The organism is Polynucleobacter aenigmaticus, assembly GCF_002206635.1.
Lineage (GTDB): Bacteria > Pseudomonadota > Gammaproteobacteria > Burkholderiales > Burkholderiaceae > Polynucleobacter > Polynucleobacter aenigmaticus.
This window is the reverse complement of record NZ_NGUO01000009.1, coordinates 59,170-83,102: the sequence shown is the minus strand read 5'-3', so window position 1 is coordinate 83,102 and position 23,933 is coordinate 59,170. Positions and strand designations below refer to the sequence as shown.

Genomic DNA, 23,933 nt, shown 5'->3' with positions numbered 1-23,933 from the left:
AAGGGGCCTGATTTAAGAAAATCAAGCTCTTCGTCCAAAACTGTACGCTGATTTACTACTTTTTGCCTTTTTTACCTTTATCCGCATCAACATACGGGTTTTTGGCGGTATTCATCTGAATGCGTAATGGAGTGCCCGTTAATTTAAAGACTTCTCTGAAGCGGCCTTCTAAATAGCGCTTATAGCTATCGGTTACACCACTCAAGGATGTTCCATGAATCACCACAATTGGGGGATTCATGCCACCCTGGTGGGCATAGCGCAGCTTCGGACGACCCATGCCCACACGCTTAGGCTGTTGATGCTCAATCGCTTCCTGCAAGATACGGGTGAGTTTTGGTGTTGGCAATTTGGCCATCGCGGCTGCGTAAGCCAAATCAACGTCTTTAAAGAGCTCTTTAAGACCAGTGCCTTTTTTGGCAGAGATCGGATGTACATTTGCAAAATCCAAGAAGCGTAGTTTTTGAGCGATCTCCAAACGGGCGCGTTCTTTAACGTAGGAATCAAGACCATCCCACTTATTCACAGCAACGACTAATGCACGCCCTGCTTCCACAATAAATCCTGCGATGTGCGCATCTTGCTCGGAAATATCTTGCTGAGCATCGAGCATCAAGATCACCACGTTGCAATCGGCAATCGCTTGCAAGGTTTTAACAACTGAGAATTTCTCAATTGCTTCGAATACTTTTCCACGACGACGCAGACCTGCGGTATCCACCAAAATATACGGTTTGCCATTGCGCTCAAAAGGAACTTCAATCGCATCACGTGTTGTCCCAGGCATGTCAAATGCAATCACACGCTCTTCACCAATCAATTTATTGATCAAGGTGGATTTACCTACATTGGGACGCCCTACCACCGCAATTTTCATTGGGCGATTTGGATCATTCTCGAGTTCTTCTGGTTCGGGCTCAGGAATACCCAATGAATCCAAGGCATCGTCGAGCAAACCACGCACACCATCGCCGTGCGCCGAGGAAATCGGGAAAGGCTCTCCTAAACCCAACTCATGGAAGTCCGCAGTCACAATACCTGCCTGCATGCCTTCTGTTTTGTTTACCGCCAAGATCACCGGTCTACCAGTCTTGCGCAAGAAATCCGCAATCACGTGATCTTGTGGCGCCATCCCCAAACGACCATCCACCAAGAAAATAATGATGTCAGATTCAGCTACGGCTTGTTTGGTTTGCTTTGCCATCTCAGCAACGATGCCAGTCTTGGCTACTGGCTCAAAACCACCGGTATCGACGCAAATAAATGCGCGCTCGCCAATACGACCTTTGCCATAGTGACGATCCCGAGTCAAACCTGAGAAGTCAGCAACTAAGGCATCGCGTGAACGCGTTAAGCGATTAAAAAGGGTCGATTTACCAACGTTAGGACGACCGACAATAGTGATTACTGGATTCATTTTGGACTGTACGCCGCTAGTTTGCCACCTTGAGATTGAACCAAGATGAGGCCATTCACCGCAATCGGTGCGGCTGTGATTGGACTACTGTCATGACGAATGCGTGCCAGCATTTCACCATTCGCTTGTGAAAGTGCATGCACATAACCCTGCGCATCACCAACTAGTAATACCTTGCCAACTGCCATGGGCTCACCAACATCTCTAAATGCCAGCTGAGTATTTTCCCAAACTTGTGTGCCATCCTTCAACGCAAAAGCAGTGACATAGGATCTTTCATTGGATGAGAAAACTAAATCAGGGCTTTGGGCTGTACCGGTATAGCTTGAGTAATCCTTGAACCACAATAAATTGCCTGTACGCGCTTGACCACAACCAACGCGACCTTGATAAGAAACAGCGCAAATAATCTCGCCTTCCATACTTGGCTTTGCGGTGACATCATTCAAACGCTCAATTTCAGAAAAACCTTTAGGAAAGGACACCGGCGTTTCCCATACGAGACCACCATTGGCAATCGCAATCATGCCGAATCGTCCACCAGAAAAACCAGTAACAATTACCTCATTACCAATCGCCAGCATACCGTAACCTACACGCAAAGAGAGTGCAGATTGTTGGCGTTGATAGGTCCATTTACGTGCGCCAGTTTGTGCATCAAAACCAATAAAGCGGTTGTCCAATGCACGAATGATTACTACACCACCAGCAACTACTGGCTCAGATAACACTTCGCTACCAACACTGACATTCCAGATGGGCTTACCGGTATCGTCATAGGCATAGACCGTACCTTTAGTAGTCACAACCGCCGTGGTGCGTCCATCAGATCCAGGGCCAATTGAGAGGCGATCTGGAACAGATGCTTCCCATACTTTATTGCCCGTCATCATGTCAATTTTGACTAGATTGCCACGATGGGATGCTGCATAAACTGCATCGCCTGCCACTGCCGGATGGAAGTTAAATGACTCAGACGAGCCAACGCTAGTTGACCAAACGGGAGCCAAGTCAAATTGATTGCTGACTGGGACGAGCTCGGCGGGCTTGCGAACACGTGAGCCACCAGAACAGGCCGCTAAGGCCACCACCACAGAACCCAATATGAGGGCTGTGCTTGCGAGCTTTGCTACACGTTTGTAATCCATCATTACTGAGCTACTCCTCCGACGGCATCCAATTTAACCTTTAGGAGACGACGCGCCTCCTCAGGGAATTCTTTTGCTTGATTTAACTGTACCCAAGCAGCCTCATAACTCTTACGAGCTTCAGCGATATTCTTTTGAGCTAAATACCAATCGCCGCGACGTTCCAGCCAGAGGGCCTCAAAGCCAGCGACCGACTTTTCCTTAAGGATGGTATCGGCTTCTGCGAAATCTTTTTCAGAGCCTTGCTCAATCAATTGCGCTGTCAAGCGTAATTTGGCCAATGCCAAATACCCTTGATCAGATGAATTCTTAGCAGCCCAACGCAAGTAGTCCATTGCCTTGGCTGAATCGCCTGCATCTGAGGCAATCTTCGCCGCAACCAGGCTGGACATTGCTGCATAGGGCGTACCCGAAAACTGCTTTTGCAAGTCGTCGGCAGCGCGCAAGGTCTGATCCTTGTCGCCCTTGTTAATCGCGACCACCATTGTCTCGTACAACTGGGAAGCTATTGCAGCTTGGCTGGTGCGCCACCATTGATAGCCACTATAAGCTGCATAAGCAAATAAAGCTGCAGTCACCACGCCAGTGATGAGGTTGCGATATTTTTGCCAGAATGCTTTAAGTTGATCTAATTGTTCTTGTTCTTCTAGGTCTAAAGGCATGTCAATCCAAGCTAATAAATACGGTATTTAAATACGACTTTAATAATCAATCAGGTAATTCTATTCGGTGGCGCCCACTATGGCATCAATTACTGCTTCTACAACGCTATCGAGCGCTACTGCCCTCTGCTCGCCACTGCTTCGCAAATCCTTGAATTGAGCCTCATTCTTGACTAATTCGTCCGGCCCAATAATGATGGCATAGGCCGCCCCGCTGGCATCAGCCTTCTTCATCTGGGACTTAAAGCTAGCCGTTTGGCCATCAGGAGGGCAAAACAGGATGACATCGATTCCCGCACTGCGGAGGCGCTCAGCAATAATCATGGCTGCAGTCAAGGTTTCACCGCCCTGATGAATCACAAAGGCATCGCATTGAGCATGTGGCTCTGGCAAAGAGCCAGAAACCTTCATTAACTCCAAGACGCGCTCCATCCCCATTGCCCAACCGCAGGCTGGGGCAGCTTTACCGCCCATACGCTCGATGAGTGGGTCATAACGTCCGCCACCAGCAATCGTGCCCTGGGCACCCAATTCGTCGGTAATCCATTCAAATACAGTTAAGTTGTAATAATCCAAGCCACGAACTAAGCGGGGGTTGATCTTGCAAGGAATGTTATTAGCCTTAAGTAGGGCCTGTACCCCCTCAAAATGCTTTAAAGACTCCTCACCTAAGAAATCCAATAACTTTGGCGCACCTTCAATCAGGTCTTGCATCGCTGGATTTTTAGAATCCAGAATCCGCAATGGATTAGTCAACAAGCGACGCTGTGAATCCTCATCCAACTGCTCTTTATTTTTCTCAAAATAAGTTACTAAGGCTGCGCGATGCTCCGAGCGCTCATTAGACTGCCCTAAAGAATTAATCTCTAAGCGCACACCTTGAAGGCCGAGCTCGTCCCAGAGACGCTGACCCATCAAAATGATTTCAGCATCGATATCGGGACCAGCAAAACCGAGTGCCTCAATACCAAATTGATGGAACTGGCGATAGCGACCACGCTGTGGACGTTCATGGCGGAACATGGGGCCGGTATACCAAAGACGCTTTGGCCCTTCGTACAGCAAATTGTTTTCAATCACAGAGCGCACTAGTGCAGCGGTGCCTTCTGGGCGTAATGTGAGCTGCTCGCCATTGAGGCGATCTTCAAAGGAATACATTTCTTTTTCAACAATATCAGTTACTTCACCAATACCGCGCTGGAATACTGCAGTTGCTTCCACAATCGGAGTACGCAAGAACTCATAACCATAAGCACAAGTGAGATCGCGCAAGACGTGCTCCAGATGGGTCCACTGTGCAGCATCTGCTGGCAAGAGATCATTCATGCCGCGAACGCCATTAATCTTTTGGATCTTTTGGGCTTTAGCTGGGTTTACCTGGTCAGTCATGATGTGTGCTTGTAGTGTAGTTTTATTGTTCTTGTTTTTAAGTGTTGCTTTTACTTCTTGCTTTTATATATCCACTACTTCGATGCGTAATTCTGCTTCACATACTCATCCACTATCACCTGAAACTCTTGGGCAATATTCTCACCACGCAAAGTTTTTACTTTTACTCCATCAACAAACACTGGTGCAGCAGGAGTTTCTCCAGTACCAGGCAATGAGATACCAATATTAGCGTGCTTACTCTCGCCCGGCCCATTGACAATGCAACCCATCACCGCAACGTTCATAGCCTCAACGCCCGGATGGGTTTTCTTCCACACTGGCATTTGTTGGCGCAGGTAAGACTGAATATTGGCAGCCAATTCCTGGAAGGTGGTGCTAGTCGTTCTACCGCAACCTGGACAAGCAATCACCATGGGTGTGAAATTGCGTAACCCCATAGTTTGCAAAATTTCTTGCGCAACAATAATTTCGTTCTCGCGTGGCGCACCAGGATCAGGAGTCAAAGAAACTCGAATGGTGTCACCAATGCCCTCTTGCAACAAAATACCCATTGCTGCTGTTGAGGACACAATGCCTTTGCTACCCATTCCCGCCTCAGTCAAACCTAAATGCAATGGGTAATCTGAACGACGCGAGAGATCGCGATAGACAGCCACCAAATCTTGCACATTACTAACTTTGCAAGATAGCAAAATTTGATTGGGGTTCATGCCCAACTCCACTGCTTTCTCAGCAGACTGCAATGCCGACTGAATCAACGCTTCAATCATGACTTCTTGCGCAGTCTTGGGGGTTGGTAAGGCAGCATTGCTATCCATGACGCTCGCGAGTAAGTCTTGATCTAAGCTGCCCCAGTTCACACCAATCCGAATGGGCTTGTCATACTTACAAGCGGCTTCAATCATTTGTGCAAATTGCGAATCGCGCTTAGCGCCCTTACCTACATTACCTGGATTAATGCGGTACTTCGATAAAGCCTTTGCACATTCTGGGTAGTCATTGAGTAAGGTGTGACCGTTGTAATGAAAGTCGCCAATCAAGGGCACCAAGACATCCATCTTATCTAGCTGCTCACGAATATAGGGCACTGCCGCAGCAGCAGCTGGTGTATCTACCGTAATACGAACCATTTCTGATCCGGCACGGGCCAGCTCTTTAACCTGAATAGCAGTCCCAAGCGCATCAGCAGTATCCGTATTCGTCATAGATTGAACGCGAACAGGCGCATCACCACCAATCGTAATGATGTTGGTCTTCCAGGCGACAGTTGCCTGACGCGTTGCGCGCTTAGGCGCGGGGCCTAAGGGTAACTGCGGAAGATTGTTAGATGAATTACTCATTAGATTTGTTTTACTAAATCAGTCGTCTAATCTTTTGAGCCATTGCACTGGACGCTCAGGCTGATACTCTTGCTCTTCTTCGTCATCATCAAGTTCAAGGTCTTTTGCTTGGTCATCTTGATCCATCTTGATTTGATTGTCATGGACTGCGCGCTCACGCACTCGGGTGCGATCCACCACATCACCTGCCAATTGTCCGCAGGCTGCAGCGATATCATCGCCACGAGTTTTACGTACAGTGGCGACCATGCCAGCATCCAACAGAATGCTCGCAAACGCGTGAATCCGTTGCGCTGATGAGCGCTTCAACCCAGACTCAGGGAATGGATTAAATGGGATGAGGTTGATCTTGCACTTAATGTTGGCCAATAAGCGCACCAATTCTTTTGCCTGAACATCAGAGTCATTCACACCATCGAGCATGCAGTATTCAAATGTTAAAAAATCCCTTGGGGCGAATGGTAAATAGCGTTCGCAAGCAGCCAGTAATTCTCTTAGGGGGTATTTCAGATTCAAGGGGACTAGCTGATCACGTAACTTATCGTTTGGTGCATGCAAGGAGACGGCTAGGGCCACTGGGCAATCTTGTGCCAAGCGATCAATCATGGGCACTACACCAGAAGTAGATACAGTGACGCGACGACGCGATAAACCATAAGCCCTATCGTCTAGCATTAAGCGCAGAGCAGTTACTACATTGTCATAGTTGAGTAATGGCTCACCCATGCCCATTAAGACGACATTCGAAATCACGCGACCGGTATGCTCCCAGCCTGGCGTTGGATATGCTTCAATGCGACGAATCGCATTCGGATCGTTGCGCAGCAAATGTTCCGCAAACCACAATTGGCCAATGATTTCACCGGCGGTGAGGTTGCGTGAAAAGCCTTGATGCCCTGTGGAGCAAAAACGGCAGTTAACTGCGCAACCAGCCTGAGAGGAAATGCACAGAGTGCCACGATCATCTTCAGGAATAAATACCGACTCCACAGCATTACCAGCGCCAACATCAAGCAACCACTTACGTGTGCCGTCTGCTGCGTGCTCGTCCTTAATCACTGGGAGAGATAGGACTTCCGCTTTATCGAGCAGCGTTGCTCGAAAGCTTTTTGCTAAGTCACTCATGTCGTTGATGTCAGATACACCACGTTGGTGTATCCACTGCATGAGTTGCTTTGCCCGAAAGGGCTTTTCACTCAACCCCGCGACATATGCTGCCATTTGGTCAGCATCAAAATCTAGGAGATTTACGCGCGGGGAGGTCAATGCGCCTACTTATGTATTAAATAGGTTGTTCGTTATCAATCGTTGATTAACGATTGAACACGTTCATGCCGGCGAAGAAGAATGCAACTTCTGCAGCAGCCGTTTCAGGAGCGTCGGAACCATGAACTGCATTTGCATCAATGCTGTCAGCGAAGTCAGCACGGATAGTGCCAGCATCAGCCTTCTTAGGATCGGTAGCACCCATCAAGTCGCGGTTCTTAGCAATAGCGCCTTCGCCTTCTAATACCTGAATCATGACAGGACCGGAAATCATGAAGCTCACCAAGTCTTTGAAGAAAGGACGCGCAGCGTGAACAGCATAAAACTGCTCAGCTTCAGCTTGTGACAAATGCGCCATTCTGGACGCAACAATCTTCAAACCAGCAGATTCAAAACGGTCATAGATCTTGCCGATAACGTTTTTTGCTACAGCATCAGGTTTGATAATAGAAAGGGTGCGTTCAATAGCCATGTAAAACTCCAATAGTGATTTTAAAGATTTAGGCTGAAATGGCGCAAAAGCGGTCTTTTAGAGAATCACTTCCCTTCCACCTACAGCGCGCCAGGATTTCAGCGACCCCCAAATTATACATCGGCTGACCGTATTTACCCTGATCTGAGTAAGGCTAAGCTATTGAATTTACAGGGCATAACCCTTCAGTCTGTAGTCTTTTTAGCCATATTTTGATGGAGGGCTTGAAATTACCCTATTTTGTCTATACTTACTTGTAACAGCCCCTTGTGGGCTCGTGTAATTACTATGAAAAAGGAGTCAATATGAGCGATCTTAACTCTTACGGCTTTGGGCAAACTGGCTCGATTAGCACCCCTCAGGTACGCAACCGTGTACTGCGCAACACCTATGCCCTGTTGGCACTCTCGATGGTGCCTACCGTTATTGGCGCATGGCTTGGCGTTGCTTTCGGTCTTAATTTTATGGCGAGCAGCCCTTTCTTGGGTTTCATCGTCTTCATGGCAATCGCATTTGGCTTTTTCTGGGCTATTGAGAAAAACAAAGAAACTGGTCTTGGCGTTCTATTACTTTTAGGCTTCACCTTCTTCATGGGCATCATGATGTCTGGTTTAGTGGGTTACACCCTAAACAGTTATAGCAACGGCGCTACATTAATCATGCTGGCCTTTGGTGGAACTGGTGCAATTTTTGCTGTGATGGCAACGATTGCGACTGTGAGCAAAAGTGATTTTGCTGGCATGGGCAAATGGCTGATGGTGGGCGTACTGCTCTTGATCGTTGCTTCATTGGCTAACATCTGGTTGCAGTTGCCGGCCCTGATGTTGACTGTGATGGTGCTGGCAATTGCGATTTTCTCTGCCTTCATCTTGGTTGACGTTCAGCGCATCATCAACGGCGGCGAAACCAACTACATCATGGCTACCTTAGCCATCTACTTAGATGTCTATAACGTCTTCACTAACTTGCTAGCTTTGCTAGGTATTGTTGGTGGCGATAGAGACTAAATAGTCGTTTATCCCAACACTAAGCTTCACATCAAAGGCGCCTGCGGGCGCCTTTTTTAATCGGCCACCAGCACACTTACCGCATAAGACAGGCTACATAGAATTAAAAGGATTGCAAAGCTATCTGAGGTCTTCATAAGGCACTCCTATTGGTAGATCCATCGCTGGCAGCAATAAGCCTCTGCACAATTTCAATCTACTCTTAGACCAGAGCTCTATTTCGATGTATTGCACCGCATCAACGCCCTATGCACCGAAGTAGTACATAAAAGAGTAGTCAATGGATTGTTAGAAGGATTTGATCAACTCAAAGACTGCTATGGACTCTACATGTGAGGTGTGAGGGAACATATTGACGATCCCGGCACTCTTGAGGGCATAGCCCGCCTGATGGCACAAAATCTCCGTATCCCGTGCTAGCGTTTTTGGATTGCAGGAAACGTACACGATTCGTTGAGGCGGCAGATCACTTTGTTGATCATGTAATTGCGCTAAGGCCTGGCAGATCGCCATGGCACCTTCGCGCGGAGGATCCATTAACCAACGATCGGCTTTGCCCCAAGAGGCAACCGTCTCGGCACTCACTTCAAATAGATTGCTTTGCATAAAGCTAGCTTTATCTGTCAACTGATTATGTGCGGCATTTTCATTGGCGCGGGTTGTTAAGCTTTCTAAACCCTCAATACCCAAGGCAGCTTCTGCTCTTCTTGCCAAGGGTAATGTGAAATTACCAATGCCACAGAACAAATCAAGTACGCGATCTGTGGGCTTTACTTCCAGCAAACGAATGGCCCTACTCACTAAAGCGCGGTTCATTAGGTGATTCACTTGGGTGAAGTCTGCTGGCTTAAACGGCATCTCCACCTCAAATTCTGGTAGACGATAGCAAAGCTTGCCGGTCAATGGGTAGAACGGCGCAACGGTTTCAATACCTTTAGGCTGCAACCATACCCAAACCTGATGATCATCCGCAAAATCTCTGAGGAGTTGCTCGTCAGCCGGCGTTAAGGGCAGAAGATTTCGGAAAACTAATGCAGTCACTGGCTTGGATTTTGTTGGATCATCTGAATTCGGATCCTCAGGTTCACCCACCGCAATTTCAATTTGGGGCATGCGATCCACAATGGATAAACCCATTACCAATTTACGCATCGCTGGAAGTAAATCCGAAACATGCTTCGGCAAAATCTCACAGGCAGTCATGTCGGCAACATAGCCACTCTTACCTTCGTGAAAGCCAATCAGAACAGTACCTTTTTTAATGGAGCGATTGACAGCACTTAGACGCGCGCGATGACGATACTCCCACGCGGGCCCACCCATCGGCCGGAGGATTTCCTCTGGTGCCACTTTAGCAATATGCTTTAAGTCGTCCTCGAGCACTCGTTGCTTCATTGCCACCTGCGCCCGAATATCCAAATGCTGCATAGTGCAACCACCACAAATACCAAAAGCTTTGCACTTAGGCTCCGCCCTAAATACAGCAGGCTGGAGAATATCGAGAACTTTAGCTTTGCTGAAGCGGGCTTTATCTCGAGTGACGATGTACGTTACTAGCTCGGTAGGTAGCGCCCCTTGAATAAAAACCACTTTGCCACTTTGACCTTGCGCAGCCTCTTCATCATTAGGGGCTAAGCGAGTAATCCCTTGTGCATCTAGATCAAGGGATTCAACTCGTACAGGCTCAGTCACAACAATGTGAACTGGCTTTTCACCTCTACGCATCAGGAGCAAAACCCAATAGATATTCTTGCCACTGAGCACCATGCGGCTCTTGAGATTCTTTTGCTAAATAGGCTTTTACAAATATGATTTCCTCTTTGTACTCTTCTAAGGAGAAACCACCCCGCATCAATTGAAAACGGCAATACATGAGATAGGTGTTGACCACATCGGTCTCGCAATAACGACGAATGTCATCAATCTTGCCTTCTTGGTAAGCCGGCCATACCTGACTGCCATCCATTCCCATCTTGCCAGGAAAGCCACAGAGTTTTGCCAAACCATCTAATGGTGCATTTGCTCTGCCATTAAATTTTGCCAACAGATCCATCATGTCTAAATGGCGCATGTGATAACGACTGATGTAGTTGTTCCACTTGAACTCACGGCTATCATTTTCTTGGCTCTCGCCCATCTCCCAATAGCGTGGCGCCTGAACATGGTTTGCAAGGGCGCGGTAATGCAATACAGGTAAATCAAAGCCGCTGCCGTTCCAAGAAACTAACTGGGGTGTGTACTTTTCAACTAGTTCAAAGAAGGTCTGAATCAACACCTTCTCCTCGTCTTGTCGTGTGCCCAAGGTACCCACTTTGATTTGTGGCGCACCTTCCTTAGTCGTCCTGCGAATGACACAAGAGATAGCGCAAATGCGCTGCAAATAGAGAGGAAGAAATTCACTGCCGGTTTTCTCGGCACGCTCTGCCATGGCTTGAGCGGCAACTTCACTATCTGACAAAGCATCTGGATAGTTATTGAGGCGCCGCAGTCCAGCGACATCCGGAATGGTTTCAATATCAAAGACGAGAACAGTTGCCATGGCGAAGCCTACTTAAGCAATAGTTACTGTAAGTATGGCGTTGGATTTACTGGCTTGCCATTCACACGCAATTCGAAGTGGAGTTTTACCGCGTTAGCATCGGTGTCACCCATCTCAGCAATCTTCTGCCCCCTCTTCACCGTATCACCCTCTTTTACCAAGAGCGTGCGGTTGTGGGCATAGGCTGTGAGGTAGGTATTGTCATGCTTGATGATGACGAGGTTGCCGTAACCACGCAAGCTATTACCGGCATAGACCACTTTACCGTCTGAAGCCGCAGTAACCGGCTCGCCCAACTTACCAGCAATATCTATACCCTTGGTTTTTTCACTGAAATCATCGCTCACCTTACCTTTAGCAGGCCATGACAAACGAATGCCGGGTTCAGCAACCATTTCTTTTGAAGTATCAGGCTTGGATGCATCCACCTTAGGCGCATCTATTTTTGCAGTATCAGTATTGACAGCAGATTTCACGGGCGGTTTCACGGCAGACTTTGAGCCTGCTGGCGGTTTGACCAAAATGAGATCCCCCACTTCAATCTGATTCGGGTTGGACATGTTGTTCCACTGCGCTAAATCACGCGGGGATTGCCCGTTATCCAAGGCAATGCGTGCCAAGGTGTCGCCACGCTTGACGCGATAGTAACCAGGAGGCGTAGCTTCACTATTGCCTCCACTACGATCCACTACCGTCGCGGGTTTTGCTCTTGGCGTTGTTGAACAGCCCACATTCAGCAGTAATGTGCTAGCGGCAAAGATCAATAGGAAGTATTTAGTTATTAAATTCATGGGCTTTCTCATACTACCCCTGATTGTAAAGGGACAAAAAAGACCTCGTCCAGAACGGTTCTTTGATAGCGCTGGGAGCTCATGCGCTCGACCATGATCAATTGCTGCTCTTTTTCATTTTTAGCTACTGGGGCGACCAATCTACCCCCAATGGCCAGTTGATCCAATAAGGCATCCGGAATACCCAAGCCTGCTGCCGCCAGAATGATTCCATCAAAAGGGGCGGCCTGAGGCAATCCCAAAATACCATCGCCATAAATCAAGCGAAGATTATTGATGCGGAACGGCCTTAATTTTGCTCTAGCCATATCGTGCAAGGCACGAATACGCTCTATCGAATACACCTCTTCAGCAAGCAAACTCAGCACTGCTGCTTGATACCCACAGCCAGTACCAATCTCCAGAACCTTACCCAGTTTATGTCTTGGCTTATGCAAAAGCTCGATCATGCGCGCCACTACTGACGGCTTGGAAATCGTTTGGGAGTGTCCAATTGGCAATGCCGTATCTTCATAGGCCTGCGGATGCATGCCGGCATCCATAAAAGCGTGGCGTGGCACCGTAGCAATCGCTTCCAATGTTTTGCCGTGCTTTACTCCTGCCGCCAAAACTTTAGCGGCTAATGCTTGCCGATGACCGGCGTTGCGCTCTGCGGCAGACTTCAACCGCGATCCCAGCCATTAGCGCGCATAGCAGCCAAACGGGCATGATGAGTTAGATCCAACTGCATTGGGGTAATAGAAATGCAGCCGTCATCAATTGCATGAAAATCAGTTCCTTCAGAACTATCTTTCGCATCCCCTGCAGCACCAATCCAATAAATTAATTCGCCACGCGGGCTTTTTTGAACTACTACTGGTTGTGAATGGTGGCGATTGCCTAAGCGGGTTACGCGCCAGCGATAGAGGTCAGCGTAAGGACGATTTGGAATATTGACATTCAATAAAGTTGCTGCGCCTTCGCTATGCGCCAACTTGGATACCAACATCTGCGCAACAATATCGTGGGCAGCCTTTGCAGCATCCTCAATCCGATTCCATCCCTTATCTATTTGTGAAAAGGCAATACCAGGAACACCAAACATCACGCCCTCAACTGCAGCAGCAACAGTACCAGAGTACAGAGTGTCCTCACCCATATTCTCGCCTTGATTAATGCCGGAGATGACAAGGTCTGGCTTCTCATCCAGAAAGCCAGTCATGGCAATATGCACACAATCGGTTGGAGTGCCATTAATAAATAAGAATCCATCGCGCTCACCGCCAGCAACTCGATGAATCGATAGCGGTCTAGAGAGGGTTAAAGAATTCGATGCGCCACTGTGATTTTGCTCAGGAGCAATGACGGTTACTCGTCCCAATGGACGAATCGCATTAACCAGGGCTAAGAGACCTGGGGCAAGATATCCATCATCATTTGAGATCAGGATATGGGGCTGCTTTGTATTTTCACTCATGACTTAATTATCTTTGTGTACCTAGGCTTTAGCTAGTTGGGTTAATGCGCGACCTCTAAACCATCCATATATTACTGGTAACACCAAAAGTGTCAGAATAGTAGTGGTCACCATGCCGCCTACGATCACCAAAGCTAGTGGGCGTTGCGCCTCCGAACCAATGGAATGGGACAAAGCTGCTGGCAACAGGCCTAAACCAGAAAGCATCGCCGTCATTAGAACAGGGCGGACGCGCAAAGAAGCGCCCTCTACCATCACGTCCTTCATCTCGCCATGCTCGGTTGCGGCCGTCTTATTGATAAAGGAGATCAGAATGACGCCATCCTGAATCGCAATACCAAAGAGCGATAAGAAGCCAAAGAAAGCGGAGATGCTTAAAGTCTCACCAGCCAAATGCAAGGCGATGACACCGCCAATCGCAGCAAATGGCACATTGATCATCACAATCACGGCATCACGGAAATTACCAAACGCACTCACTAGTAAGAGGAAGATGCCTAGCAATGCGAGTGGCACGATCAGCATCAGCTTCTTCTGTGCCTGCTTCATTTGATTGAACTGACCATCCCAGCTAATCGAGTAATTGGGTGGCAAGGTAATATTTTTCTCAACCAAGAATTGAGCGTCTTCTACGGCGCTACCTAAGTCACGTCCACGCACACTGAACTTAATAGCAATATAGCGCTTACCCGCTTCACGATAAATAAAGAACGGACCGTCAGACAACTGAACAGTGGCAACCATTGACAGTGGAATCGATGGACCATTAGGTGAATCCACCAAGAGATGACCGATATCTGCAATGTCATTACGACTGCCTTCATTCAAACGAATGGCAATGCCGAAGGTTTTTTCATCTTCCAAGAGATTGGTTACTGCGGCGCCACCAATCGCATTAGCGACCACGGTTTGAATGTCGTTCACGTTAATGCCGTAGCGCGCTGCGCGTTCACGATCAATCTGAATATTCAGCGTTGGCTGACCAAGCTCCTTGAGGATGCCCTCATCAGCTACGCCACGTACTTTTTTGAGTTGATTGATTACTTCATGTGCTTTTTGGTCCAAGACATCCAAATCTGTACCGTAAATCTTGACGGAGTTCTCACCCTTTACACCTGAAAGCGCCTCATTGACGTTATCTTGAATGTATTGCGAGAAACTGTAGGTAACGCCAGGGATCTTATCGAGCTCTTGCTCTAGATGGGCAATCAAATCCTTCTTGCTAGAACCGCTTGGCATCTTGTCGGGACTCTTGAGATACAAGCCGTACTCTTGATTAAATACACCGGTAGAGTCGGTCCCGTCATCAGGACGGCCAATTTGGCCGGCGACCTTATCAATCTCCGGTTGCTTTAAGAAGGTTTCGCGCAACTGATTGGCGACCTTAACGGAGTAATCCAAGTCCACCGTATTAGGCAAGGTTACTCGCAACCAAATATTATTCTCTTCTAAGGTCGGTAAGAATGCTGTTCCCAAACGGGTCACACTTAATAGAGTCAAACCGAGAACAAATACCGCTACTGACACTACTGTCAATGGGCGATCCATCCACTTTCTCAGTAAAGGCTTGTAGCCATTGAGAAGCTTAGTAATAAATCCAGGTGGTTTGTGGTGTAGGTTCTCGCCAAACACCAAGGAGATCATGGCAGGCAAGAAGGTTAAGCTCAGGATCATCGCAGCGATCAAGGCAAATCCCATTGTGAAAGCCATTGGCTTAAAGATGATGCCCTCTACTCCACCCATAAAGAACAAGGGTGAGTAAGCAACAATAATGATGCCTGTGGAGTAAATCATAGCGCGCTGGACTTCGCTAGTAGCCAAAATAATGCTTTGGTTTAGGCGTTTACCGCCCTCCTCCAAGTGACGCATGACGTTCTCCGTCAGAATCACAGCAGAGTCAACAATCACACCAAAGTCAATGGCACCCAAAGAAATCAAGTTCGCCGGTACGCTCCAGATGTGCATCTGAATAAACGATACGCACAGAGCCAAAGGAATGACTGCAGCTACCACGGCTGCAGCACGCAAATTACCCAAGAAGAAAAAGAGCACCGCAAGCACTAAAGAAATACCAAAGAAGAGCGTGTGTTTAACAGTGCCAATCGTGATGTCTAAGAGCACTTGGCGATCATAAAACGGCGCAACTTCAATTCCTGGTGGGAGCACTTGCTTGTTGATGTTTTCAACCGTGTTACGTACACGGGCCAATACCTCAGTAGCATTCTCGCCACGACGTAAATACACGATACCTTCAACCGAATCAGGGTTGTCATTGAACTGGAATAAACCCAAGCGAGGTGCATTACCAATCTCTACTCGCGCGACATCGCCAATCCGAATCGGCACGCCATTGTGAATTGAAATCACTACACGCTTAATGTCGTCAATATTTTTAAGTAGGCCCACGCCACGAATCACAAATTGCTGCTCGCCGCTAGGCAATAAGCCGCCGCCAGTATTGCTATTGGCATTCGTTAAAGCAGTAATGAGGTCCGTCACCGTGACACCCTTAGCCTGAAGACTTTCTGGGCTCACGATTACTTGATACTGACGTACCTTACCGCCAAAAGAAGAAACATCAGCCACGCCAGGCGTTTGTTTCAGTTCTTTATAAATATCGTAGTTCTGTAGGGTCTTGAGTTGCGTAGATGACGCGTAATCCGACTTCACCTCATAACGCATGATCTCGCCAGTTGCATCGGAGTCTGGGCTAATACTCGATGTCACGCCCGGCGGGAAACTGACGTTGGCGAGACTAGTAATGAATGTTTGGCGAGCTTTAAAGGGATCGGTCGTATCGTTGAACTTGAGCGTCACTACCGACAAGCCAAATAAAGAAACTGAGCGGAAGGCTTGTAGGCCAGGGATGCCAGCCAAGGCATTTTCCACGGGGATGGTGACCTGCTGCTCCACCTCTGTCGTACTTCTACCAGGCCATTGCGAGATCGCCTGAATCGTTAAGGGGGCAACGCCAGGATATGGCTGAATTGGTAGCTTGGAGAGGCTGAACATCCCCAGCCCAAGTAACACGAGCGAGCCAACAATGACCAGCACTCGCTTCTCAAGTACGCCCCGAATAAAGGAGGTAAATGCGCTCACTTAGTCTTCCTGCTTAGCAAATCGATCGTTTAACAACACAGCGCCTTCGGCCAAAATACGTGAGCCTGGCTCAACACCATCCGTAATGGCAAAAGTCTTATTGTTCAGGTCATAACCCTTGACTGGCAAGCGACGATATACCTCATCCCCCACTTTAATAATGATGTAACGCATCTCCCGAATACGGACCACTGCAGTCTGTGGCACCACAATGGCATCAGCCATGCCAGTGGTTAATTTTGCAGAGGCGTACATGTCGGGGCGCAATAAGTCGTCGTCATTCGGAATATCGGCACGAATAAGTAATGCGCGTGTTTGTGGGTCAATCGCCGGAGAAATGTAGTTTGCATAGGCGACAAACTCCTTATCTGGATAGGCCTCCACTTGCAGAACCAATTTTTGCCCTGGTTTAATCAAGCGAAAATCTTGTTCAAACACATTACCCAAGAACCATAGTTGCTTTGGGTCAGCCAAGGTAGCAATCACATCACCCGAACTCACTGCAGAGCCTGGCTCTACATTACGCTTAACAACTACTCCTTTTAACGGAGAACGCATCACTAGATTAGCCTGGGTCTTGCCAGTGGTTTCAATCGACTTAATATCGCCATCACCAGCGCCGAGATTACGCATGCGGTTTGCTGCAGCTTGCTGAGTAATACGCGCATCGCCGAGCAAATCGCTCATAGTCTTACTAGATTCCAAAACCTTCGCAGTTTTGGATGACAGCAAATACTCTTGCTGTGCGGAAATAAATTCGGGGCTATAGAGCTCCACAACTGGTGAGCCAATATTGACTTCAGCGCCATCAAAAGCGTAAATACGCTCCACCCTACCCGGCGCACGCGCAGATAAGACTTTAGATTTTTCCGCATTAAATGCCAAGCGGCCTGGCACCTTGATGTCGACTGGAACTTGTACTTTTTCAGCATCCTGAAAAACATAAATCTCTGGATTGAGTTTGACGCCAGGCAGTTTTAATTCCAGAATGCCGCTCTTCTCTACCTTAAGCGCTTTATCAGATGCCTCAATTTTGACGTTGCGGTTGACGTTTGTGATGCGACCCAAAACGATACCCATCGAAAGAATTGCAAAGGCAAACGCCGCTAAACGTAAGCGATGACGATTTTGTGGACTGAGATTCCAATACAACCCTGCAATACTTGCCAGTACCACCTGGAGACGATGGCCACCGAAATGCACACCTTTATCTATGCTGGGCTTTACCTTATCGGCAAGTTGTTTTAGAAAAGAAAGAATTTGGTCTTTCAATACCGCTCCTTAAAAAGGTTCTTTGCCAGACGTCACTAGCAACACTGCTTGCGCTTGCAGAAGATTACTTTCTGCGAGCGCTAATTGAACTTCAAGATTACGTAATTGCGTTTGCGCTGTCAGCAAATCATTAAATCCCTGACCGTTATTGGAGTATTGCGTTAAGCCCACCTTATAGGCTGCATCAGCCTGAGGCACTTGACGCTCTTTTAGAAACTGGGTTTGATTCTTGGATTGCTCGTACGTAGCGTATGCGCTATTTACTGCCAAGACAATTTGTTGACGATTAGAAATATTGCCCGCCTCTGCGGCTGCTTGATTGCGTTGAGCCTGCTCTACCCCATACTTCTCCTTGGTGAAAAAATATAGTGGAATGATGAGGTCTAGTTCTAACTGATAAAACATCGCACCATTATTTGCCGAGAATGGGCCGCGCGGCGTGTAGGAAGATCCAATGACCTGGAAATCTGGTAAGTACGCCTTCTTCGCCAAATCAACGCCTTTACGGGCTGCCTCTAATTGCAAGGCAGAGCTCTTTAAGGATGGATGACTAGTTTCCGCATAGTCTTCCAGCTCAATTAAGGTTGGTACGCTATTCATGGCGCGACGTACATCACCACGTAACACCAACTTTTCTCTTGAGTGGCGACCCACTAAGGTGTTGATATTGTTTAGCGCTACCTGTAATTGACGCTCAACGTTAAATTGATCTGCCTGAGCTGAACTTTGTGAAACCTGAGCATTGAGATATTCAACATAGGCGGCAGCATTATTGGAATAACGCGCTTTAGCCACATTCTTAATCATCTCCAAACGCATGACAGATTCTTTGAGAACCTGAAGCTGCTTTTGCGATGCTAAGGCGGTGTAATACAAGGTAGACAACTGCGCACCGAGTTGCAAGTAAGTGGATTCGCTTTGAGCAAGCAGTGCCTCAGCATTGGTATTCGCAATATCCGACGCCAAACTCTTCTTGCCAGGAAACTGAAATGGCTGAGCAATCGATATGGCGTTATTGCTGCTGATACCATTTTGATATTGTGGCGTTGGCGTATTGGCCCCGCCTAAAGCAAATGGTGAATTCACTGGCATACCTGACCACACCAAGCCCACTTGTGGATTGGCAGGGGCCGCAATCTGGGGCACGGTTGCCTTGGCAGATAAATAAGACTCACGCAATGAAGATAACTGAGGGTTGTTGAGTTTGAGCTCAGTCCATAGCTGACGTAAATCCATCTCCGCGGGACCGGATGGTGCACCCTTGGCATAGATCTTTGGCGTGTTACCCGGCTTTACCGGCGCAAATAAAGAGGCTGCATTAGCAGGATTAGGCTCACTACCAAGTACTGGAGGTGCCGATAAGGAATCTTTAGCCTCATTCGTCTGCACGGTGACGCTAGCAGGGGTTGAAGAACCCGTAGAAGGCGATTGCGCAAAAACAGCAGATGCAAAAAATATAGAGGCAAAGGCGCAAGCAAGCCACTTTAGGAGGCTTATGTTCGCAACAATACGTTCGCTAGTTTTACTCTGGCCGTGAATCAAATCGGCTGCCTCAAAATCGGTGCTAATGCTGTTTTTATAGCCCCAGATACAGATTTCCCTGCATTTATAGGGGGTTTGAACGATTATAGGTGAGAAAACCTAAAAGTCTATTAATTGAGGATTTCTATCTTATTGATTCTAAAGAGAATAATTAAATTCAACTGCCCTGAAATGCTTAAAACTCTGCATGAATCCTAAAAGACAGGATGTTGACTGGGCCACGGGCAGAGTTATAGGCTGGATTGATGATGTGTTGAAAGTTCAAACCAGCGAGAACGTTCTTAATCACGGTCGCGTTGTAATAGATCTCACCAATGCGCTCTGGTGAATACGAGATGGTCTGGCTTGGGCTGGCATAGTCACCAATGAAATAAGAAACACCTCCTGCTTGAAGGTAGCTGCGACGATAACTGGATAAGCCGTTTTGCATCATCGAAATGCCAATGGTGTCATCTGGTCGCTTCCATTGAGTACCGTTCATGCCCATACCAACAGAGATTGAATTGTCAGCCTCAGTAAAGGACATGGTTTCTGTATGGCCGTCAGATGTGAAGGCGCGGCCATAGATACCCAAGTCTTTAGTTAAAGCCTGCTCAGCATTAAGGCCAATACCCGTCTTAATTTGATTGCTGGTACGTACATTATTAATTGCTTGAGAGCCTTGGCGCGTGGCAGGGTCTTGATTAATGTAGTTCGTTGCATCTTGAAAACGTGCCAAGATCATCTGATTACGATAGGCCAAAACGCTCACCTTGCCAGGAAGTTCGGCAATATTGTGTTGGCGCTCAACTTCTACCTGATCTCCGTAAGCGTTAAAGATTTGCCAATTGAGATCACGTCCATTGGGAGACTTTGGAGCAAGCATCCGTGAGGCGCGCATGACCCAGTTATCGAGATACCACTCCCCCGCCAAGCCCCAGCTGTAGCCGCGTGCATCGGCTGCATAGTCATAAGCAAGATAGGTCATATTGCCCCAGTTCATAAACTGAATGCGGGGATCTTTGGCATAACGGCTGTCATCAAAGATATCCAGTGTAGAGAACTGGCCGCCAGTGAGCACAACGCGATTGCTGCTCACCGTTTGGGTAAGTTGATTGGCCTCGTTTTCAAGAACGACTTTATCGCCCTCTTGATTAATCGTATGACGCGCAAAGGCTCGAGCAGAATAAAACTTAGCTTGTGCACCATTGGCCTTTGTTGCTTCACCGTTAGTAAAGCCGCCAAGACCCGCTAAGTCAGAGAAAGGAACACCAGACACCACTTCTGGATTGAAGTAGACATCGGTATTGGGTGCAATGCGAGCACCAAAGAACAAAGTGCCTGACCAGGTGTAACTCATGGACTTCAGTGAATCCAAGCTGTTCTGACCAGAATAGGAGGATTTGAAATTGTTATATCTCTGGTTGATGTAAGTAGTTTGACCATGCAGATTTACCGGCATACCCCAAATATTGCCTTCAGTTGGCAACCCAGGAATGGGTGCAGCAAAAGTCTCGATCTGGTCTGCGCCAGATCCTGCCTTTTGGGCAAGTGCAGTCGTACTGCATACAGCGATAAGTAAGCTCAACAGGAGAAGATGGGGCTTGCGAGTCATTCAGAATTTCACAATAAGCAGCATCAATGACTAAGGTCAGATCTACCAGGGTAATAAATAAGACAAATTAGATGGGCACAGCGTGAGAATGAAGCTCAACAGGGGTGCAGGCCAAATTATCCCCAAAATGGAGCAATTTACCTAGAATTTATGTCGATTTAGTGACTATTGAGAGATCTGGTGGCGCCTAGCCAACGGTACGGCGGTCCATTAGCGCTCTGGCCAAGGTGCCTGCATCTACATACTCTAGCTCGCCACCCACCGGAATACCTCTGGCAATTCTGGTGACTTTGATGCCTTTGGATTTGAGCATTTCACCAATGTAATGGGCTGTGGCCTCACCTTCACTTGTGAAATTAGTTGCGAGCACTACCTCCCTCACTGGAACTTCAGTATCGGGTGCTTCAATACGGTTGAGTAATCGATCAAAATGGATTTCATTGGGGCCCATGCCATCGAGTGGTGAGATGCGACCCATCAAGACAAAGTAGTTGCCTTTGAAACTCATTGTCTGCTCCACCATCACTTGGTCAGCGGGCGTTTCCACAATGCATAGCAAGGAGGGGTCACGACGATCATCACTGCAAGTAATGCAGATTTGGGTTTCTGAGAAAGTATTGCAACGGGCGCAGTGACCTACAGTCTCTACTGCTTCACCTAATGATTTGGCAAGAACTGCCGCCCCATTGCGATCATGCTGAAGAAGATAAAAAGCCATGCGTTGCGCAGACTTGGGACCTACTCCTGGCAGTACGCGCAATGCCTCGATCAAACGACCAAGAGCATCTTGCGGAGCTTCATGACGTGCCATTAGAAATTAGCAATCAAAACGGCAGCTTAAAGCCAGGAGGCATTGGCATACCAGCCGTTGCACCAGACATCACCTGAGAATTAGCGGCCTCTACCTGTTTAAATGCTTCTGCATAGGCAGTCACCAGCAAATCTTCTAACATCTCACGATCATCCATTGCAGCTGGTTCAATCTGAATGCGCTTCATTTCATGTTTACCAGAGATGGTCACTTTAACTAATCCACCTGCAGCTTGACCAGTGACTTCTAGCGCAGCCAATTGCTCTTGCGCCACCTTCATCTTCTCTTGCATCTGCTGGGCTTGTTTCATCAAACCAGCAAGGCCACCTTTCATCATCGCTTTATTTCCCTTTTTCTTGTCTTATGTGTATCTCTGAATACGTTTTATTGAAGATCAACTTTTACTTAGAGCGGCTTTACTGAGCCACCAACGACCTTGGCTCCAAACTCTTTTTCTAATTGCCGAATAAATGGATCTTGAGCAATCATTTGTTCAGCGTTTTGTCTTTTTTCTTGATGAATCTGGGCATCGACTTTAGCTACCGTCTTACCTTCAATTTCACCCTTCTCAATCAATACTTTTACAGGTTTGCCAAAGTGCGCCGTTAATGCGTCAGCAAGTCGGCCAACAGATGCTTCTGAAGCTAGCTGTGGCATTGGTGTCATGACCGTTACGCGTACGCCTGCGGGGGTATCTTTCCACTCTTGTAGCTCCGTCTGAAATGCTAATTGTTGAACCATGCCTTTGACAGGGATCTGACGCATCAAGGCATGCCAATCTGGACGGTCTACGCTTGAGGCTGCTGGTATAGAAGCTGCCGAAGCTGAAACTGGAGGAGCCGAAGGTGCGGACGCAGCGGGCTTAGCTGTTGCAGGTGCTGGCGCCGGAGCGGATGATGCAGGCGCGGGTCTGACTGGAGTAGCAGTTTGATTTACTGGTACAGAAGATCTTGGTGCCGATGCTACTGGTGGTGCAGAGTTACCTGCTCTGCCTAGGGATTCATTTCTGGGGCGAAAGGCCAGCATCCGCAAGAGCGTCATGGCAAAGCCGGTTTGCTCATCAGGGGCAAGCGATAAATCAGGACGGCTGGTGATGCTGATTTGGTAGAAAAGCTGTGCCTCTTCTTTTGTTATCGCACTAGCTAAGCGACGAATTTCTGCAGCTTCAGGCCAATCTTCTAGCACTGACTCAGGAACAATTTGTGCGGCAGCAATTTTCTGAATGAGGCTAGATAGATCAGCAAGTGCTAATGAGAAAGACATACTGCGCTCACCCATCTCATTAGCAATAGCCAATAATGTTGCACCATCTTTCGCTATAAGTGAATCTAAAATTCTGATGAGGTAGGCATCATCTAATGTGCCAAGCATGCCACGTACCGCTTCTTCAGATACCTTACCAGCTGCGTACGCGATCGCTTGATCTGTGAGTGACAAAGCATCACGCATAGAGCCTTGAGCGGCTTTTGCCAAGACACGCAACGCATTAGTTTCGTAATCGACTTTTTCTGCGGCGAGTACTTTTTCTAGGTGCTCAACAATGAGCGGTACTGGCATTTGCTTAAGGTTGAACTGCAAGCAACGGGACAAAATAGTGACGGGGATCTTTTGAGGATCGGTAGTTGCTAGTATGAACTTCACATGTTCAGGTGGCTCTTCGAGCGTTTTGAGCATGGCATTAAAGGCATGATTGGTGAGCATGTGCACCTCGTCAATCATGTATACCTTGTAACGCGCATTACTGGGTGCGTAGGCTGCCTTCTCTAATAGAGCAGCAATATCGTCTACCCCGCGATTACTGGCAGCATCCATCTCAATATAGTCAACAAAGCGACCCGCATCGATTTCTAGGCAAGCTGGGCATTTTCCGCAAGGTTCTGAGGTCATGCGACCTTGACCGTCTTCCCCAGTGCAATTGAGGGCTTTGGCCATAATTCGGGCAATTGTGGTCTTTCCGACCCCGCGAGTACCCGTAAAGAGCCAAGCGTGGTGTAGTCGACCTTGGTCTAAGGCATGGGTTAGAGCCTTAACCACATGGTCTTGTCCTACCAATTGGGAGAAAGTTTTAGGGCGCCACGAACGGGCTAAAGCCAATGCTGTCATGTATTACATTCTAACAAGCTAA

At 47.8% G+C, this 23,933-nt stretch carries 19 protein-coding genes and 1 pseudogene; 1 reads left to right on the top strand and 19 read right to left on the bottom strand.

All coding sequences use genetic code 11. The annotated features are described in order from the left end of the window. Positions 1–55 precede the first annotated feature (55 nt). The 7 genes from der to ndk form a co-directional block, all read right to left on the bottom strand. Complete coding sequence (der, locus tag CBI30_RS05900; protein ID WP_088527389.1) at positions 56–1,417, bottom strand: ribosome biogenesis GTPase Der; 1,362 nt, start codon at positions 1,415–1,417, stop codon at positions 56–58. Beyond that, positions 1,414–2,568, bottom strand: a complete 1,155-nt coding sequence (gene bamB / locus CBI30_RS05895; RefSeq protein ID WP_088527388.1) for an outer membrane protein assembly factor BamB — start codon at positions 2,566–2,568, stop codon at positions 1,414–1,416. The genes der and bamB overlap by 4 nt, the downstream gene beginning before the upstream one ends. Next, positions 2,568–3,227, bottom strand: coding sequence for a YfgM family protein (locus CBI30_RS05890; protein ID WP_088527387.1), 660 nt, complete (start codon positions 3,225–3,227; stop codon positions 2,568–2,570). The genes bamB and CBI30_RS05890 overlap by 1 nt, the downstream gene beginning before the upstream one ends. Before the next feature lie 60 nt (positions 3,228–3,287). Then, the gene (gene hisS / locus CBI30_RS05885; RefSeq protein ID WP_088527386.1) at positions 3,288–4,616 is read right to left on the bottom strand and encodes a histidine--tRNA ligase; all 1,329 of its coding nucleotides are present in this window, start codon (positions 4,614–4,616) and stop codon (positions 3,288–3,290) included. Positions 4,617–4,690: 74 nt separating this feature from the next. Then, a complete protein-coding gene (gene ispG / locus CBI30_RS05880) occupies positions 4,691–5,959 on the bottom strand; it encodes a flavodoxin-dependent (E)-4-hydroxy-3-methylbut-2-enyl-diphosphate synthase (RefSeq protein ID WP_088527385.1) in 1,269 nt (422 codons plus the stop codon). A gap of 18 nt (positions 5,960–5,977) precedes the next feature. Next, a complete protein-coding gene (rlmN, locus tag CBI30_RS05875) occupies positions 5,978–7,180 on the bottom strand; it encodes a dual-specificity RNA methyltransferase RlmN (RefSeq protein WP_240553519.1) in 1,203 nt (400 codons plus the stop codon). Between the two features lie 91 nt (positions 7,181–7,271). Then, the gene (ndk, locus tag CBI30_RS05870) at positions 7,272–7,697 is read right to left on the bottom strand and encodes a nucleoside-diphosphate kinase (RefSeq protein WP_088527383.1); all 426 of its coding nucleotides are present in this window, start codon (positions 7,695–7,697) and stop codon (positions 7,272–7,274) included. Positions 7,698–8,002: 305 nt separating this feature from the next. Here ndk and CBI30_RS05865 point away from each other — a divergent pair, with 305 nt between their 5' ends. Then, positions 8,003–8,704, top strand: a complete 702-nt coding sequence (locus CBI30_RS05865; RefSeq protein WP_088527382.1) for a Bax inhibitor-1 family protein — start codon at positions 8,003–8,005, stop codon at positions 8,702–8,704. A 288-nt stretch (positions 8,705–8,992) separates the two neighbouring features. Here the strand turns inward: CBI30_RS05865 and rlmD are convergent, their stop codons facing one another. The 12 genes and pseudogenes from rlmD to dnaX form a co-directional block, all read right to left on the bottom strand. Beyond that, positions 8,993–10,429 (bottom strand): 23S rRNA (uracil(1939)-C(5))-methyltransferase RlmD, encoded by a 1,437-nt coding sequence (gene rlmD, locus CBI30_RS05860; protein ID WP_088527381.1) that lies wholly within the window; start codon positions 10,427–10,429, stop codon positions 8,993–8,995. After that, positions 10,422–11,243: a 3'-5' exonuclease gene (locus tag CBI30_RS05855; protein ID WP_088527380.1), complete on the bottom strand. Its 822-nt coding sequence runs from the start codon at positions 11,241–11,243 to the stop codon at positions 10,422–10,424. Before CBI30_RS05855 ends, rlmD begins: the two co-directional genes overlap by 8 nt. 23 nt (positions 11,244–11,266) lie before the next feature. After that, positions 11,267–12,034 carry a peptidoglycan DD-metalloendopeptidase family protein gene (locus CBI30_RS05850; protein ID WP_088527510.1) on the bottom strand — a complete coding sequence of 256 codons (768 nt, stop codon included), beginning with the start codon at positions 12,032–12,034 and terminating at the stop codon, positions 11,267–11,269. A gap of 8 nt (positions 12,035–12,042) precedes the next feature. Next, positions 12,043–12,666: pseudogene (locus CBI30_RS05845) on the bottom strand (protein-L-isoaspartate(D-aspartate) O-methyltransferase); the annotation flags it as partial. Between the two features lie 29 nt (positions 12,667–12,695). Then, positions 12,696–13,490, bottom strand: a complete 795-nt coding sequence (gene surE, locus CBI30_RS05840; RefSeq protein ID WP_088527378.1) for a 5'/3'-nucleotidase SurE — start codon at positions 13,488–13,490, stop codon at positions 12,696–12,698. A 21-nt stretch (positions 13,491–13,511) separates the two neighbouring features. Continuing rightward, positions 13,512–16,589, bottom strand: a complete 3,078-nt coding sequence (locus CBI30_RS05835) for an efflux RND transporter permease subunit (RefSeq protein ID WP_088527377.1) — start codon at positions 16,587–16,589, stop codon at positions 13,512–13,514. Then, positions 16,590–17,861 (bottom strand): efflux RND transporter periplasmic adaptor subunit, encoded by a 1,272-nt coding sequence (locus CBI30_RS05830; RefSeq protein WP_088527376.1) that lies wholly within the window; start codon positions 17,859–17,861, stop codon positions 16,590–16,592. A 9-nt stretch (positions 17,862–17,870) separates the two neighbouring features. After that, positions 17,871–19,403, bottom strand: a complete 1,533-nt coding sequence (locus tag CBI30_RS05825; RefSeq protein WP_088527375.1) for a TolC family protein — start codon at positions 19,401–19,403, stop codon at positions 17,871–17,873. 175 nt (positions 19,404–19,578) lie between these two features. After that, positions 19,579–20,997, bottom strand: coding sequence for a carbohydrate porin (locus CBI30_RS05820; protein ID WP_088527374.1), 1,419 nt, complete (start codon positions 20,995–20,997; stop codon positions 19,579–19,581). A 187-nt stretch (positions 20,998–21,184) separates the two neighbouring features. Further along, the gene (gene recR, locus CBI30_RS05815) at positions 21,185–21,808 is read right to left on the bottom strand and encodes a recombination mediator RecR (RefSeq protein WP_088527373.1); all 624 of its coding nucleotides are present in this window, start codon (positions 21,806–21,808) and stop codon (positions 21,185–21,187) included. 13 nt (positions 21,809–21,821) lie between these two features. Further along, positions 21,822–22,145 (bottom strand): YbaB/EbfC family nucleoid-associated protein, encoded by a 324-nt coding sequence (locus CBI30_RS05810; RefSeq protein ID WP_088527372.1) that lies wholly within the window; start codon positions 22,143–22,145, stop codon positions 21,822–21,824. Positions 22,146–22,213: 68 nt separating this feature from the next. Continuing rightward, positions 22,214–23,911 carry a DNA polymerase III subunit gamma/tau gene (gene dnaX / locus CBI30_RS05805; RefSeq protein WP_088527371.1) on the bottom strand — a complete coding sequence of 566 codons (1,698 nt, stop codon included), beginning with the start codon at positions 23,909–23,911 and terminating at the stop codon, positions 22,214–22,216. Positions 23,912–23,933: the final 22 nt, after the last annotated feature.

Coding starts and splice junctions, on each gene's coding strand:
- der (WP_088527389.1), bottom strand. CDS start 1,417: ATGAATCCAGTAATCACTATTGTCGGTCGTCCTAACGTTGGTAAATCG.
- bamB (WP_088527388.1), bottom strand. CDS start 2,568: ATGATGGATTACAAACGTGTAGCAAAGCTCGCAAGCACAGCCCTCATA.
- CBI30_RS05890 (WP_088527387.1), bottom strand. CDS start 3,227: ATGCCTTTAGACCTAGAAGAACAAGAACAATTAGATCAACTTAAAGCA.
- hisS (WP_088527386.1), bottom strand. CDS start 4,616: ATGACTGACCAGGTAAACCCAGCTAAAGCCCAAAAGATCCAAAAGATT.
- ispG (WP_088527385.1), bottom strand. CDS start 5,959: ATGAGTAATTCATCTAACAATCTTCCGCAGTTACCCTTAGGCCCCGCG.
- rlmN (WP_240553519.1), bottom strand. CDS start 7,180: ATGGCAGCATATGTCGCGGGGTTGAGTGAAAAGCCCTTTCGGGCAAAG.
- ndk (WP_088527383.1), bottom strand. CDS start 7,697: ATGGCTATTGAACGCACCCTTTCTATTATCAAACCTGATGCTGTAGCA.
- CBI30_RS05865 (WP_088527382.1), top strand. CDS start 8,003: ATGAGCGATCTTAACTCTTACGGCTTTGGGCAAACTGGCTCGATTAGC.
- rlmD (WP_088527381.1), bottom strand. CDS start 10,429: ATGCGTAGAGGTGAAAAGCCAGTTCACATTGTTGTGACTGAGCCTGTA.
- CBI30_RS05855 (WP_088527380.1), bottom strand. CDS start 11,243: ATGGCAACTGTTCTCGTCTTTGATATTGAAACCATTCCGGATGTCGCT.
- CBI30_RS05850 (WP_088527510.1), bottom strand. CDS start 12,034: ATGAATTTAATAACTAAATACTTCCTATTGATCTTTGCCGCTAGCACA.
- surE (WP_088527378.1), bottom strand. CDS start 13,490: ATGAGTGAAAATACAAAGCAGCCCCATATCCTGATCTCAAATGATGAT.
- CBI30_RS05820 (WP_088527374.1), bottom strand. CDS start 20,997: ATGACTCGCAAGCCCCATCTTCTCCTGTTGAGCTTACTTATCGCTGTA.
- recR (WP_088527373.1), bottom strand. CDS start 21,808: ATGGCACGTCATGAAGCTCCGCAAGATGCTCTTGGTCGTTTGATCGAG.
- CBI30_RS05810 (WP_088527372.1), bottom strand. CDS start 22,145: ATGATGAAAGGTGGCCTTGCTGGTTTGATGAAACAAGCCCAGCAGATG.
- dnaX (WP_088527371.1), bottom strand. CDS start 23,911: ATGACAGCATTGGCTTTAGCCCGTTCGTGGCGCCCTAAAACTTTCTCC.